General features: G+C 63.5%; 13 protein-coding genes. 4 read left to right on the top strand and 9 right to left on the bottom strand.

The window, feature by feature from the left end:
* Positions 1 to 10: 10 nt before the first annotated feature.
* The 8 genes from RX331_RS29460 to RX331_RS29425 form a co-directional block, all read right to left on the bottom strand.
* Positions 11 to 460 carry a (2Fe-2S)-binding protein gene (locus RX331_RS29460; protein WP_317253107.1) on the bottom strand — a complete coding sequence of 150 codons (450 nt, stop codon included), beginning with the start codon at positions 458 to 460 and terminating at the stop codon, positions 11 to 13.
* A 154-nt stretch (positions 461 to 614) separates the two neighbouring features.
* Positions 615 to 2,000, bottom strand: a complete 1,386-nt coding sequence (locus RX331_RS29455; RefSeq protein ID WP_317253106.1) for an MFS transporter — start codon at positions 1,998 to 2,000, stop codon at positions 615 to 617.
* A 133-nt stretch (positions 2,001 to 2,133) separates the two neighbouring features.
* On the bottom strand, positions 2,134 to 2,922 hold the full coding sequence (locus RX331_RS29450; protein ID WP_317253105.1) for an ABC transporter ATP-binding protein: 789 nt from the start codon (positions 2,920 to 2,922) through the stop codon (positions 2,134 to 2,136).
* A complete protein-coding gene (locus RX331_RS29445; RefSeq protein ID WP_317253104.1) occupies positions 2,910 to 3,965 on the bottom strand; it encodes a dihydrodipicolinate synthase family protein in 1,056 nt (351 codons plus the stop codon). Before RX331_RS29445 ends, RX331_RS29450 begins: the two co-directional genes overlap by 13 nt.
* An 8-nt stretch (positions 3,966 to 3,973) precedes the next feature.
* Positions 3,974 to 4,798, bottom strand: coding sequence for a GNAT family N-acetyltransferase (locus RX331_RS29440; protein ID WP_317253103.1), 825 nt, complete (start codon positions 4,796 to 4,798; stop codon positions 3,974 to 3,976).
* Positions 4,785 to 5,822 carry an NAD(P)-dependent oxidoreductase gene (locus RX331_RS29435; RefSeq protein ID WP_317253102.1) on the bottom strand — a complete coding sequence of 346 codons (1,038 nt, stop codon included), beginning with the start codon at positions 5,820 to 5,822 and terminating at the stop codon, positions 4,785 to 4,787. The genes RX331_RS29440 and RX331_RS29435 overlap by 14 nt, the downstream gene beginning before the upstream one ends.
* 14 nt (positions 5,823 to 5,836) lie before the next feature.
* Positions 5,837 to 6,607, bottom strand: coding sequence for an ABC transporter permease (locus RX331_RS29430; RefSeq protein WP_317253101.1), 771 nt, complete (start codon positions 6,605 to 6,607; stop codon positions 5,837 to 5,839).
* 92 nt (positions 6,608 to 6,699) lie between these two features.
* Positions 6,700 to 7,347 (bottom strand): TetR/AcrR family transcriptional regulator, encoded by a 648-nt coding sequence (locus RX331_RS29425; protein WP_317253100.1) that lies wholly within the window; start codon positions 7,345 to 7,347, stop codon positions 6,700 to 6,702.
* A gap of 99 nt (positions 7,348 to 7,446) precedes the next feature.
* On the opposite strand from RX331_RS29425, the gene RX331_RS29420 reads away from it, so the two are divergent.
* Positions 7,447 to 8,451 (top strand): ABC transporter substrate-binding protein, encoded by a 1,005-nt coding sequence (locus tag RX331_RS29420; RefSeq protein ID WP_317253099.1) that lies wholly within the window; start codon positions 7,447 to 7,449, stop codon positions 8,449 to 8,451.
* A gap of 225 nt (positions 8,452 to 8,676) precedes the next feature.
* On the opposite strand, the gene RX331_RS29415 is transcribed toward RX331_RS29420, so the two are convergent.
* Positions 8,677 to 9,156 (bottom strand): helix-turn-helix domain-containing protein, encoded by a 480-nt coding sequence (locus RX331_RS29415; protein ID WP_317253098.1) that lies wholly within the window; start codon positions 9,154 to 9,156, stop codon positions 8,677 to 8,679.
* A 62-nt stretch (positions 9,157 to 9,218) separates the two neighbouring features.
* On the opposite strand from RX331_RS29415, the gene RX331_RS29410 reads away from it, so the two are divergent.
* From RX331_RS29410 to RX331_RS29400, 3 genes are all read left to right on the top strand, one after another.
* On the top strand, positions 9,219 to 9,647 hold the full coding sequence (locus RX331_RS29410) for a DUF1772 domain-containing protein (RefSeq protein ID WP_317253097.1): 429 nt from the start codon (positions 9,219 to 9,221) through the stop codon (positions 9,645 to 9,647).
* Positions 9,648 to 9,845: 198 nt separating this feature from the next.
* Positions 9,846 to 11,666 (top strand): NAD(P)/FAD-dependent oxidoreductase, encoded by a 1,821-nt coding sequence (locus RX331_RS29405; RefSeq protein ID WP_317253096.1) that lies wholly within the window; start codon positions 9,846 to 9,848, stop codon positions 11,664 to 11,666.
* A gap of 39 nt (positions 11,667 to 11,705) precedes the next feature.
* On the top strand, positions 11,706 to 13,649 hold the full coding sequence (locus RX331_RS29400; RefSeq protein ID WP_317253095.1) for an alkyl/aryl-sulfatase: 1,944 nt from the start codon (positions 11,706 to 11,708) through the stop codon (positions 13,647 to 13,649).
* Positions 13,650 to 13,696: the final 47 nt, after the last annotated feature.

The following is a 13,696-nucleotide window of genomic DNA, read 5'->3' as shown; positions in this document are numbered from 1 at the left end:
GACATCCCCCTCAAGCGCTTGCGGCATCGTGGATCGCCGCGCGGACCTGCTGGAAGGTCCCGCATCGGCAGATATTGGTGATGGCTTCGTCGATGTCCTTGTCGGTCGGCTTCGGCTTCTCCTTCAGAAGCGCCGCAACGGCCATGATCATGCCGGCCTGGCAATAGCCGCATTGCGGCACGTCGTTGGCGATCCAGGCCTGCTGCACCTTGTGCAGCGCGCCGCCAGTGGCGAGCCCTTCGATCGTGGTGATCTGCTTGCCGACCGCCTCGCTGACGGTGACGCCGCAGGAGCGCATCGCGACCCCGTCGATATGAACGGTGCAGGCGCCGCATTGTGCAATGCCGCATCCATATTTGGTGCCGGTTAGTCCAACATTCTCCCTGATCGCCCAAAGCAGCGGCGTGTCGTCTTCGACATCCACATTTATTGTTTTGCCATTAATTGTGAGGTTTGCCATCGCGTATCCCCTGTTAGCTCAATCCACCGAGTGAGCTGCGCGCGGCAAGATGGCCTGCAACTTGGAATAGTTCAAATCAAGAAAAAGCGTGGTTGTCGGTGGGAAGAAATTCAAATGGCCGGTGTTGCGTGGGCACGTGCCCGTCGCATGGCTGTCATGTCTTTTCTGCACCGAAGGCAAGACGCAAGAAACTCATCAGGCTCCCAATCGCGGCAAAGCCGGCGCCGAGCGCCAGCGCCACCGTCGCGCCATCGTGGCCGGCGAGCGCAAAGCACAGCGCCGCCAGCGCGGCGCCGAGGGTTTGCCCGGTCAGGCGCGCTGTGGCGACGATGCCGCTGGCACTGCCACTGCGATGCGGCGGCGCGCTCGACATCAGTGCCCGCAAATTGGGAGTTTGAAAAAAGCCGAAACCAATGCCGCAAATCACCGTGCGCCCGACAATGTTGGCGATGCTCGGGTCCGGCGGCAGCGTCGCGAGCAGCGCCATGCCAATGCCGAGCATCACCAGCCCGAGCCCGCCGAGGATGCCGACGGGATAGCGATCGGAAAGCCGGCCCCCGATCGGCGCCATGATCGCGACCACCAGCGGCCAGGGCGTCATGAAGAAACCGGTCTCGACCTGCGAGCGGTGCAGCACATCCTCGAAGTAGAAGGGCAGCGAGACGAAGCCCAGCCCCTGGACGGCGAAGGCGCAGACCGAGGTGGCCGCCGACAGCGCGAACATCGGCCGCTGAAAGAGGTCGATCGGCAACATCGGCGCCGGATGATCAGCGTGCCTGCGGACAATGATCCAGCCGAGCACCAATGCTGCGCCAAGCGTGAGCCCGACCAGGACGGGCGGGACCTGATGCGCCGCGCCGCCAATGCCGACGATGAACAGCCCAAGGCAACTTGTCGTCAGCCCCGCACTCGCAAAATCGAACGCGTGATCCGCACGCGGCGTCTTCGGCAAGGTCCTCAGGCCGATCCAGATCGCGACCACGCCGAAGGGAATGTTGATTGCGAACAGCCACGGCCATGTGCCGACCGTGAGGATCGCCGAGGCAATGCTCGGGCCGAACGTGAAAGCGGTTCCGACCACAAGTGCGTTGTGGCCGAAGCCGCGGCCCAGCATGTGGGTGGGATAAACGAACCGAACCAGGGCCGCGTTCACGCTCATGATGCCGCTGGCGCCAAGGCCCTGCAGCGCGCGGGCTGCCGTCAAACTGGGTAGCGACCACGCCAGCGCGCAGCCGAGCGAGGCCAGCGTGAACAGCACGAGACCGCCGATATAGATGCGCTCATGACCGACGATTTCGCCGAGCGCACCGAGCGGCAGCAGTGTCGCAACCAGTGCGATCTGATAGATATTAACCACCCAGACCACATCCGCCGGGCTGACGTGGAGATCGGCAGCAATCGCCGGTAGCGCGATATTGGCAATCGCCGTATCCAGCGACGCCATCGCCAGCGCGGTAAAGATCGCCGCAACCGCCCAGCGTCTAAGGTCGGGCGGCAGGCCGTCGATAGGGGCGGCTGGCTTTGAGGTCTCTGCAGACATTCTGTCGGGCTCTCCACGCCGGTCGCGCAGGCGCCCGTCTGCCGGCGTCGTACTACGGACGCGCCATGCGCCACAGACGTTTCCTTGCATGATGCGTATGCAACGGGCCCACGAGGCGCTTGTGCCGGCGCCTCTAGGCGCTCGGGCTCAACCCCAGCCGCGCGTAAATCCGCCGCGCATAGGCGCCGAATTCGTCCGTCGTCTTGATCGGCAGCGCACGCGGAAACGGCAGCTCGATCGGGAAATACTCGGCCATCCGGGCCGGACCTGCGGTCAGCACGGCGCAATGCGAGGCGAGGAACACCGCCTCCTGGATCGAGTGCGTGACGAACAAAATGGTCTTCCCGCTCTCGCGCCAGATCCTGAGCATTTCGAGGTTCATCTGCTCGCGCGTCAGCGCGTCGAGCGCGCCGAACGGCTCGTCCATCAGGATCAGTTTTGGGTCATGGATGAAGGCGCGCGCGATTGCGGTGCGCTGCTGCATGCCGCCGGATAGCTGCTGCGGGTATTTGTCCTCGTAGCCGGCAAGGCCGACCAGGTTGAGGAGATCGCGCGCGCGGCTTCGCGCCGCGTTCATCGGCAGACCGACGATTTCGGCCGGCAGCAGCACGTTGTCGAGGATCGTTCGCCATTTCAGCAGCAGGGCCTGCTGGAACACCATGCCGATGTCGCGCGCGGGATCGAACGGCGTTTTTGAATTGCCGATCTTGATGGTGCCGCCGTCTGCTTCATGCAGCCCGGCCAGGATCTTCAGCACGGTGGTCTTGCCGCAGCCGGACGGGCCGACCAGCGAAACCAGTTCGCCTTCCCTGACGTCCATGGTAACGTCGGAAACGGCGAGGAATTCGGCGCCCTTGGAACGATAGACCTTGCGGACATTGCGCAGGCTGATGAAGGGCTCGTCCGCGCTCATGCCAGCCATTTCTCGAGGTTCGCCTTCACGAAGGCGTCGTCGGAAAGATCGGCATGCTCGCGGCAAACGCGGTCGATCGCTTGCATCTGACCGGGGCTGAGGCCTTCAGCTGGGTCGAGGCACCACAGCCCCTGCATCAGACCCTGCCGCCGCAGCACTTCATGGCAGCCGGCGATGCAGCCGTGGAAATTATTGGCGACATCGAAGAACGCGCTGTTGCAGTCGGTGACGCGGGCATCGAGCGCCAGGAGATCGGCGGGCACGGTGTCCTTGCCGCGCGCTGCCTTGCACATCTCGAACTGCTTTATTGCGCTCGCGGTCCAGACCGACCAGTGCCCGAGCAGGCCACCTTTGAAGTAAGCGCGGGTGGTGATGCCCTTGTTGCGCAGGTCGAACGGCAGCGTGAGGTCGAGCAGGATGTGGTCGTCATTGCCGGTATAGAGCGCGACGCGGTCGAGCGCGCCGGCCGCCGCGACCCCGCGCAGCACATCGAGGGTTCGATAGCGGTTGAACGGCGCGATCTTGATGGCGATGACGTTCTCGATCGAAGCAAAGCGGCGCCAGAAATCGGCACTGAGTATGACGCCGCCGACGGCCGGCTGCAGGTAAAAGCCGACCAGCGGGATCTCGCGTGCCACCACCTCGCAGTGGGCGATGATCTCGTCCTCGGAAGCTGATTTCATCGCGGCGAGGCTGAGCAGGCCGGCGTGATAGCCGATGCCGCGCGCGATTTCTGCTTCCGCGACGGCCTGTTTGGTTGGTCCTGCCAATCCCGCCACCATCGCGACCGGCCGCCTGGTCCATGAAGCTGCCGTCTCTGCCGCCAGTTCCAGCACCGGGCGATACAGGCCGACGTCGCGGATCGCAAACTGCGTGGTGTGAACGCCGACGGCGAGCCCGCCGGCGCCGGCGTCGAGATAGTAGCGCGTCAGCGCCCGCTGGTGCCTGATATCGAGCTTGCGGCTGGCGTCGAGCGCGAGCGGATGCGCCGGCAGCACGGTGCCGTCGGTGATGAGCCTGCGGACCTCGGCATTGATTTCGCTATGATGCATGGCGCTTCCTATCCAAATTCCGGACCGGCGACGGCGAACGGCAGTTGGGCAGGCAGGGCGGTCGCGGCGCCAAACCGCATGCGCTGAAACGGCCGCTCGATGTTCCAGCCCGCGCGGACGAGCCCTTCTAAAAACGCGTCCTGAGCGTGGACGGCATCGATCAGCCAGGGCCCGCTCTCGGAGCCGACGATGGCCTCCACAAGTCCTAACGCCTGATCGGCGCGATCGGCCAGCAGCGGACCGATGTGCCGCGCCGCGCGCCCATCGCGGATGAGAGCCATGGCGCGCTCGTCCGACACGATGCGAGAGCCAGGGCGCGCGACAAATGCCGACAGCAATGTGCTGCGGTCGAACCCCATGGCCCGGCTATCCCGGGTGGCCAAGGCGTCCAGATTGCCGGCCGATAGGGGGCGTGTCGCGTTGGCGCCTTGCGGTTTTTCCAGCCGCAGCCGCCGCAATTGCAGTGTCGGCTCGAAGCCGAGCGGGCCATAGACGGTGGCGCCGGCCGGCGTCGCATCCAGCCAGGCCGTGAGGCCGCGCCGTTTCGCCACGTCGAGGCAGGCATCGACTAGCTTCGTCGCTATGCCGCGGCGGCGAAAGTCCGGCGTCACCAGCACCATGCTGATCCAGGCGTTGCCGGCCCAGTAGGGCAACAGCGCCGCGGACGCGACCAGGCGATCGCCGTCGCGCACGCCGAACACGATGCCGTGACTAAGGAAAAACCGCCAGTCGGCCTCGTTCTGGTTCCAGCCGGCTTCAGTCGACAGCACAAGCCCGGCTGGCGCGTCGGCGACACCGAGTTCGACGATGTCGATGGGCTCAATAGCGGCCATCGCGCACCTCGTATTTGGTGGGCTTGCCGAGGCTCGGCATCGATCGCGATACCCAGTCGGCGGTCCAGCTGATGAGCTGCTCGGTTTCGACAACAGGCAGGCCGAACAGCTTTACCGCCTGCGAGGTGTCGGTCAGCCAGGCCGTCGGCTCTTCGTTGCCGATGATGACAGGCGCGCGGCCAAAGCGCTGGCCGAATTTTGCGGCAAGATCGCGGACGGCGAGGATTTCGTGGCCGCTGACATTGATCGGCGCGGTCGGTGTCTCGCAATGCGCGAGGCAGCGCAGCGCCTGCGCGGACGCATCGCCCTGCCAGATGAAATTGACATGGCCGAGGCTGACGTCAATCGGCTTGCCCTGCAGCACCTTGCTTGCGATGTCGTGCAGCACGCCATAGCGCATGTCGATCGCGTAGTTGAGGCGGAACAACCGGCCAGGCGTCGAATATTTCCTCGAGAAATACTCGAACATGCGCTCGCGCCCGACGCAGGATTGTGCGTATTCGCCGGGCGGATTGGGCGGCATATCTTCGGTCGAGCCCTTGCCGTCCACCGGCACGAAGGGATAGACGCAGCCGGTCGAAAACGCGACGATGCGGGAAGATGAAAATGCCTGCGCGACCAGGGCAGGGACGTGCGCATTCATCGCCCAAGTCAGCGACAGGTCGCCCTCGGCGCCGAACTTGCGGCCTGCCATGAACACGATATTCGCAACCTTCGGCAGCGCCTGGATGGCCGCTTCATCGAGCAGATCACAGTTGATGGTCTCGACGCCGCGCGCCTGCAGCCATTCCTTGACAGTGGGATCGCTGAAGCGTGCGACGCCGATCACGCGGCGCTCCGGCGCGGCTGCCTTGGCGAGGCCCGCCAGCGTCGGTCCCATCTTGCCGGCGACGCCCAAAATCATGATGTCGCCGCTGGTCTTGCGGAGATCGTCGATCAGCGCCTGGCTCGGGCGGCAAAGCAACTCGTCGAGTGCGGCGATGTCGGTAATCGTCTGCGGTAGGTTTTCGCGCGTTAGCAGCATATTCGTTCTCTGTCTTATTGCAGGCGGATATCGCGGACGACGAACATCCGCTCGAGGCCGAGCACGAGGCCATATAGCGCCACGCCGAGCAGCGTCAGCAGCACCACCGCCATCACCATCGCCGGCGTATCGAGCGAGGACTGCACCTGGATCATGAGATAGCCTAGTCCGCGTTCGGATGCGATGAATTCGCCGACGATGGCGCCGGCGACCGCGAGAATGGCGCCGACCTTCATTCCTGAAAACACGTAAGGCAGCGCGCCCGGCAACTGGATCTTGCGGAACAGCGTCCAGCGCGAGCCGCGCAGCGATTTCACGAGATCCAATAGATCAGGCTCGACCTCGCTGAGGCCCCGTGCGGTCGTCAGCAGGATCGGAAAGAAGCAGATCGAAAACGCGATCAGGATGTTCGGAAAGATGCCGTAGGAGAACCAAACGATGAACAGCGGCCCGAGCGCCACCTTCGGAATCATGTTCAGGGTTACGAACAGCGGCAGCAGCAGCAGGCTGACCAGCGGCGACCAGGTGAACATGACGGCCAACGCGACGCCGACCAGTGCGCCGAGGCAGAAGCCGCCGAGAATTTCGGCCGCCGTCACCGCGAGATTGGAAAGCCAGGCATAGCTTGGCGAGGCCAGCGTCTTGATGGTCGCGAGCGGCGAGGGCAGGATGAATTTCGGCACCTGAAAGGCATCGACCAGCACCTGCCAGAGCACGATCACGGCGAGATGCACGATCAGGATGATCGCGAAAGATCGTGCCGATCCGCCGTCTCCGCTGAACACCTCTGGGGCTCCCTTTCAGGCGCGGCCCAGGTTCCCGGCCGCGTGGTGGGCAATCTATCGCGAGCCCATCCGACAATCAACCATCTGGTTGATTAGGGGCGCAGCGAATGCATCACGAGATCGACGACATGCCTGCGTCGGGCCTGCTTTGCCGCCTTGCTCGACAGATCCTTGCCAAAGATCGCCGATAGCGTCGGCGTGTTGGAGAAGTAGAAGTAGCTCAACCCGGCGATCGAGATATAGAGATGCACCGGATTGATCCCCTTGCGGAATATTCCGGCCTTGACGCCCTCGGAGAGGATGGCGGAGACCATGCTGACCAGCGGCGAATGCATGGCTTCCAGCTTGCGCGAGCCGCGCACATGGCGGGCGCCTCCGCGGTTCTCATCGTTCAGCAGCACGATGAAATCAGGATGGGCGGCGAGGTGGTCGAAGGAACTTTCGATCAGTTTTTTGATGGCCTGCTGCGGCGGAAGGCCTTCGAGGTTGAGCTTGCGCTCCTGGGCGCGGATTTCCTCATAAACCCATTCCAGCACCGCCAGATACAGCGCATCCTTGTCGCCGAAATAATGATAGACAAGCTGCTTGTTGACGCCCGCACGCGCCGCGATCTCGTCGACCCGGGCCCCGGCAAGGCCGCTATCGGCAAATTCCCGCCGCGCCGCCGTCAACAGTTTCCTGCGGGTGGCAGCCGGATCACGCCGCTGCGGCTTTACGTCATTGGATCGTTTTTTAGGCATTTCCAACCAAATAGTTGACAACTTGTCTTGTCCCGAGTTGCATTGGTAGCGTCACGGATGCGCGGCGACAAGATCGGTTGCAGAACAAGGAGGGTGCAAATGAAGGTTTTCAGAGTTGCGGGACTTGCGCTTGCACTGGCCCTACCGGCTGTGCCCTCTGTGGCGGGTGAAGCCGTCAACCTGATCCTGAACTGGACGCCGACCGCGGACCATTCGCCGTTCTATTACGCCAAGTCGCAGGGCTGGTACGAGAAGGCCGGGATCGATCTGATGATCGAGGTCGGCAAGGGGTCCGGCGTCTCCTCGCTGAAGGTCGGCTCCGGCGGCTCGCCGTTCGGCATCGCCGATCTCGCGACCGCTTTGGTGGCCAAGAGCAAGGGCGCCGACGTCGTGGCGCTGATGAGCATCTACGCCAACACCGGACAGACCTTCTACTGGCTGAAGAGCTACGGCGTAAACGGGCCGAAGGATTTTCCGAACCACAAGATCGGCAATCCGCCGGGCGACGCCTCGCGGGTGATGTGGCCGGCCTTCGCTAAGGCCGCCGGCATCGCGCCGGATGCCGTGAGTTTCGTCAATGTCGGGCCGACCGCCAAGATCGCGGCGCTGAAGGCGCATACCGTCGACATCATCAGCGACTTCTATAACGAGCACGACCTCAAGGTGATCGAGTTCGGCTCTGATCTCGGCTACATCAATTGGAAGGACATCGGCCTCAATCCTTACGGCAACTCGCTGATCGTCAACGGCGCGTATCTTTCAAAGAACCCGAAACTGGTCGAGGAGTTCGTTAAGATCAGCCAGAAGGCCTATGCCGCCTGCGTCGCCGATGTCGAGCCGTGCCTGAAGGCGCTGCTCGACCAGGCCTCCGGTCTCGACAAGGAAAACCAACAGCGCCAGTGGGAGCGCATCAAGTTCCTGATGACGGACGAGTTCACCACGACCAAGGCGCTCGGCTGGATCGACGCTGAACGGATGAAGAAGGACTACGAGCTGGTGCAGACCTATCTCGGCATGGAAAAGCCGTTCGACGTCAACACGGCGTTCTCGACCAAGATGCTGGATACTTCGGTCAAGATGGACGCCAGCAAGGTGAAGAAGTGACCGAAGGTCATTCCGGGACGGTCCGAAGGACCAGACCTCAGGTGTGCAATTGTACACCGGGGAATCTCGAGATTCTCAGGTGCGCAACTGCGCACCATAGTTCGATGCTTCGCATCGCCCCGGAATGACGGAGTATCCATCACTGCCATGCCCGAGGTCGCGATCACCCTCGTCCTTTTCTTGTAGCCGCCTCCATCGCGAGGGGAAGGCGGAGCCATTGCTGTCTCAATCATCGTCACGGCTCTTACCCAATTCCTGATCGAGCCGTTCGCATAATGTCGAGAGAAGCCCGCGCGTCTTCGCCAGTTCCTCGGCGCTAATTCCCTTGGCCAGCGCGTTTACCCATGGCGCCTGTAACCGGCTGGCGGCAGCAAAGGCTTCTTCGCCGCGGTTCGTGAGCGCGACGAGATGCGCCCGCCGATGGTGCGGGTTGGGGCGCAGTTCGACAAGGCCGTCCTCGCGCATTTCATTGACGATGCGCTGAACTCCTTGGCGATTGAGCCCCATGTTCCGCGCCAGCCAGGCCACCGGTTGGAGGTTCGGGGAAAGCGCAATTGAACCCAGCACCTGCCAGCGCGCACTGGTGAGGCCTAGATCGGCGACCAGGCGGTCGCCGGCCGTGAGCAGGCGCCCGTTCAGCCGGAACACCGCGAGAACCAGATCGGTCAGGGCCTCGCCGCCGGGGGTGCGTCGTTTTTCCGTCATTTGACTATTAGTAGCCAAAACGACAACATATTGTCAATATCGACAACGATACGGAGTAGGCCATGTTTGCAGGACAGCTAGCGACGATCGTCGCCGCCGCATTTGCCGGGGTCGCGTTCTACATCAACGTTGCGGAGCAGCCGGCACGGCTCGGCCTCGATGACCGGGCGCTGCTGCAGCAGTGGAAACCGAGCTACGATCGGGGCCTGCAAATGCAGGCGAGTGGCGCGGTCATTTCGGGCGTGCTCGGCCTCATCGCCGCTTGGGTGACCTGGGATTGGCGCTGGATTGTCGGCGCGGCGCTCATTCTCGCCAACTGGCCGTATACGCTGCTTGGCATCATGCCGACCAACCACGCGCTGAAGGCGATCGCCGATGACGATGCCGGCCTGCAATCGCGCGCGCTGATCGAGAAGTGGGGAGGCCTGCACGCGGTCAGGACAGGCTTCGGGTTCGCGGCGACGCTGGCCTACCTCTGGGCGCTGAACTAGCGCTTCGTCCCTGCGGTGCCACACCGGGGTAACGATCTCTCTCAGGTTCTGGGATTTGGCCGCGGCGTCTGGTCTCTATCGGTGTGCTATGTGTCGCTGCCGGCAGACTGGTGCTGGACCGATGGGCCTGCCGCGTCTTGTTGACAGCGTCCGAGCAGTGATAGTGACGGTGATCCCGCATTCCTGAAGGCGCTCCGGATGACAATCGCCGAACAAGCCCCGGCCTCGCAAAGCTTCGCGATCGACAAGGAGCGGCTGCGGCAAAAGTATCTGGAGGAGCGCAACAAGCGGCTGCGTCCCGACGGCAATGACCAGTATCTGCGCGTCGCCGGCCAGCTCGCGCATTATCTTGACGATCCCTATACGCCGGTTACCGCGCGCGGACCGAAGACCGACCACGTCACCTTCGCCTTCGTCGGCGGCGGCTTTGCCGGGCTCGTCACCGCAGCGCGGCTCTCGGAAGCCGGCGTCAGGGACGTCCGCATCATCGAGAAGGGCGGCGACTTCGGCGGCACCTGGTATTGGAATCGCTATCCGGGAGCGCAATGCGATACCGCCTCGATGGTCTACATGCCGCTGCTCGAGGAAACCGGGCACATGCCGTCGGAGAAATACGCGCATGCGCCGGAAATCCTCGCGCACTGCCAGCGCATCGGCAAGCAATACCGCCTCTATGACAACGCGCTGTTTCATACCGAGGTGGTGAGCCTCGAGTGGGATGAAGCAAGATCACGCTGGCGCATCCGTACCAGCCGCGGCGATGATTTTACCGCGCAGTTCGTCGGCATGGGCACCGGGCCGCTGCACGTGCCGAAGCTGCCTGGCATTCCCGGCATCGAGTCGTTCAAGGGACACTCGTTCCACACCAGCCGGTGGGACTATGAGTACACCGGCGGTGATCCGTCGGGCGCGCTGCTGGAAAAGCTGGCCGACAAGCGCGTCGGCATCATCGGCACCGGCGCGACCTCCGTGCAATGCGTGCCGCATCTCGCCCGCGCCTGCAAGGAGCTCTACGTCTTCCAGCGCACGCCGTCTTCGGTCGATATCCGGGCCAACGCTCCGATCGATGCAGAATGGTTCGCCGGGATCGCGACGTCAGGTTGGCAGCAGCGCTGGCTGGAGAATTTTACCGCGAACCAGGCCGGCGGCTCAGCGGAAGAGGATCTGGTGCAGGACGGCTGGACCGACCTGTCGCGGCGGATCCGCGCCAAGGTCATGAACCTGCCGCGCGAGCAGCGTACGCCACAAAACATGCTGGCGGCGTTCGAGGATTCCGATTTCGAGAAGATGGAGGAAATCCGCGCGCGGTGTGATGCCATCGTGCCGGACCGCGAAACCGCGGCAAAGCTCAAGGCCTGGTATCGCCAGCTCTGCAAGCGGCCATGCTTCCATGACTCCTATTTGCAGGCGTTCAACGCGCCGGGCACGCATCTGGTCGATACCGACGGCAAGGGCGTCGAGCGCATCACCGAGAATGGCGTCGTCGTCGCCGGCAGGGAATACGTGCTCGACTGTGTCATCTATGCGTCGGGCTTCGAGGTCGGCACCGAGTACAAGCGGCGCGCCGGCTTCGACCTGGTCGGCCGCGGCGGCGTCAAGCTGTCGGAGCATTGGGCGTCGGGCATGCGCAGCAAGCACGGCGTTCATGTCCATGGATTCCCCAACGCGTTCTTCGTGCAGCCTGCGCAGGGCGCCAACCTGATCTCCAATGTCCCGCACAATCTGACGGATGCCGCGAAGTCGATCGCGCTGCTGGTGCGGCATGCGCAGGCGAACGGTTTCAACGAAATCGAGGTCAGCAAGGAGGCCGAGGACCAGTGGGTCGAGCTGCTGCTGACCGGCGCTGGCCGCATGATCGGCTCGCCCGATTGCACGCCTGGCTACTACAACAATGAAGGGCGCGAGCCGGGGCCGGCCGCCAAGCTCAATGTCGGCCATCCCGCGGGGCCGATGGCCTACTTCAAATATATCGAAGGCTGGCGCAACAATGGCCAGTTCGAGGGGATCGCCTTTCGCTAATCTCGCGATTTTGGTTTTCCGTGCAAGGAGTACACGACAATGAACCAGGCAGCCCCGGTCGAAGCATCAAAGGAAATGCCGAAGGAAGCGACTGCTTCCGTCATTGCGCAGCACGCGGCGACGCTGAAGGCGCTGCCGTTCTCCGACACGCGCGATTTCGATGACGCGGCGCGCGGCTTGCTCGGCACGATCGAGAACGCGAAAATCGTTTCGTCTCAGGGCAGGACGGTCTGGAGCCTCGAGCCTTACGGCTTCCTGTCGGCGGAAGAAGCGCCGCCGACGGTCGATCCGAGCCTGTGGCGGCAGTCGCGGCTCAACATGCATCATGGTCTGTTCGAAGTCGTGCCCGGCGTCTACCAGGTGCGCGGGCTCGACATCGCCAACATGACCCTGATCGAGGGCGAGCGCGGCGTCATCGTGGTGGATACGCTGACCTCGATCGAGGGCGCGCGGGCCGCGATGGAGCTCTATTTTCAGCACCGCGGCGAACGGCCGGTCTCGGCCGTCATCTTCACTCACACCCACACCGACCATTGGGGCGGCGCGCGCGGCGTGCTTGATGATGCGGCGCTCGCCGGCGGTACGCCGATCATCGCGCCCAACCTGTTCATGGAGCATGCGGTCTCCGAGAACATCATCGCCGGCCCCGCCATGTTGCGGCGCGCGCAATATCAGTTCGGGCCGTTCCTCGCCAAGGGTGTGCGCGGTCAGGTCGATTGCGGACTGGGCAAGACCATGGCAGCGGGAGCGGTCGCGCTGGTGCGCCCGACCGACCTGATCATCGCGACCGGCGACAGGCGGACCATCGACGGCGTCGAGTTCGAATTCCAGATGGCGCCGAACAGCGAAGCGCCGGCGGAAATGCATTTCTTTATCGCACGCTACAAGCTGCTCAATCTGGCGGAAAACTGCACGCATAATTTCCACAATCTGCTGCCGTTCCGCGGCGCCGACGTGCGCGACGCGCTGGCCTGGTCAAAGTATCTCGGCGAGGCCCTGCAGATGTGGGGCGGCAAGGCCGACGCGATGTGCGGCCAGCATCACTGGCCGGTCTGGGGGCAGGAGCGGATCGATACCATGATCCGCCAGCAGCGCGACCTCTATAAGTTCGCGCATGACCAGACCATCCGCCTGATGAACTACGGTCTCACCGCAAGCGAGATCGCGGAAACCATCCGTCTGCCGGCAAGCCTCGAAGGCGCCTGGCACGGCCGCGGCTATTACGGCCATATCAGGCACAATGTGAAGGCGATCTATCAAAAATATCTCGGTTGGTACGACGCCAATCCTGTCAACCTCGATCCACTGCCGCCGGTGGAATCAGGCAAGAAATATGTCGAGTATATGGGCGGTGCCGACGCGACCCTGGCGCGGGCGCGCGCGGATTTTGCCAAGGGCGAGTTTCGATTTGTCGCACAGGCGGTGAGCCATCTGGTGTTTGCCGAACCCGACAACCAGGCGGCACGCGCGATGCTGGCCGATACGTTCGAGCAGCTCGGCTACGCATCGGAGAGCTCGACCTGGCGCAACGCCTATCTGTTCGGCGCGCAGGAGTTGCGGCAGGGCATGCCGAAGACGCCGGCGCCCTCCACCATGCCGCGCGAGACACTGGCCGCGCTGCGCAGCGAGCAGCTCTGGGACGTGCTCGGCGTCCGCCTCAACGGTCCCAAGGCCGAAGGCAAGCGCATCGTGCTGAACTGGAATTTCACCGACACCGGAGAGACGTTCATTCTCAACCTGGAGAACTCTGCGTTGACCTACGTGGCAGGCGCCCAGGCGGCCGGCGCCGATGCCGGCTTCACGCTGCCGCGCAGCGTCCTTGATGAGGTGATCGCCAAGCTGACGACCTTCCAGGAAGCGGTCAGCGCCGGCAAGATCGAGGTCAGCGGCGATCCGATGCGGCTTGGCGAATTGATGGCGCTGATGGACGAATTTCCGCGGATGTTCGAGATCGTCGAGCCGAAGCGGACCGCGGTAAGCTGAACGCGTAGATGGGCAAAGGCGTGTTGCGCCGTGCCGCCCATCTTACG

Origin of the sequence: Bradyrhizobium sp. BWA-3-5 (assembly GCF_032917985.1) — a bacterium.
GTDB lineage: Bacteria > Pseudomonadota > Alphaproteobacteria > Rhizobiales > Xanthobacteraceae > Bradyrhizobium.
Note: the sequence above shows the minus strand (reverse complement) of the source record. Positions and strands in the feature narration are given on the sequence as shown.

What these genes read in the sequence shown, in the direction of transcription:
- RX331_RS29460 (WP_317253107.1), bottom strand. Translation starts at nt 460, where the DNA reads ATGGCAAACCTCACAATTAATGGCAAAACAATAAATGTGGATGTCGAA.
- RX331_RS29455 (WP_317253106.1), bottom strand. Translation starts at nt 2,000, where the DNA reads ATGTCTGCAGAGACCTCAAAGCCAGCCGCCCCTATCGACGGCCTGCCG.
- RX331_RS29450 (WP_317253105.1), bottom strand. Translation starts at nt 2,922, where the DNA reads ATGGCTGGCATGAGCGCGGACGAGCCCTTCATCAGCCTGCGCAATGTC.
- RX331_RS29445 (WP_317253104.1), bottom strand. Translation starts at nt 3,965, where the DNA reads ATGCATCATAGCGAAATCAATGCCGAGGTCCGCAGGCTCATCACCGAC.
- RX331_RS29440 (WP_317253103.1), bottom strand. Translation starts at nt 4,798, where the DNA reads ATGGCCGCTATTGAGCCCATCGACATCGTCGAACTCGGTGTCGCCGAC.
- RX331_RS29435 (WP_317253102.1), bottom strand. Translation starts at nt 5,822, where the DNA reads ATGCTGCTAACGCGCGAAAACCTACCGCAGACGATTACCGACATCGCC.
- RX331_RS29425 (WP_317253100.1), bottom strand. Translation starts at nt 7,347, where the DNA reads ATGCCTAAAAAACGATCCAATGACGTAAAGCCGCAGCGGCGTGATCCG.
- RX331_RS29420 (WP_317253099.1), top strand. Translation starts at nt 7,447, where the DNA reads ATGAAGGTTTTCAGAGTTGCGGGACTTGCGCTTGCACTGGCCCTACCG.
- RX331_RS29415 (WP_317253098.1), bottom strand. Translation starts at nt 9,156, where the DNA reads ATGACGGAAAAACGACGCACCCCCGGCGGCGAGGCCCTGACCGATCTG.
- RX331_RS29410 (WP_317253097.1), top strand. Translation starts at nt 9,219, where the DNA reads ATGTTTGCAGGACAGCTAGCGACGATCGTCGCCGCCGCATTTGCCGGG.
- RX331_RS29405 (WP_317253096.1), top strand. Translation starts at nt 9,846, where the DNA reads ATGACAATCGCCGAACAAGCCCCGGCCTCGCAAAGCTTCGCGATCGAC.
- RX331_RS29400 (WP_317253095.1), top strand. Translation starts at nt 11,706, where the DNA reads ATGAACCAGGCAGCCCCGGTCGAAGCATCAAAGGAAATGCCGAAGGAA.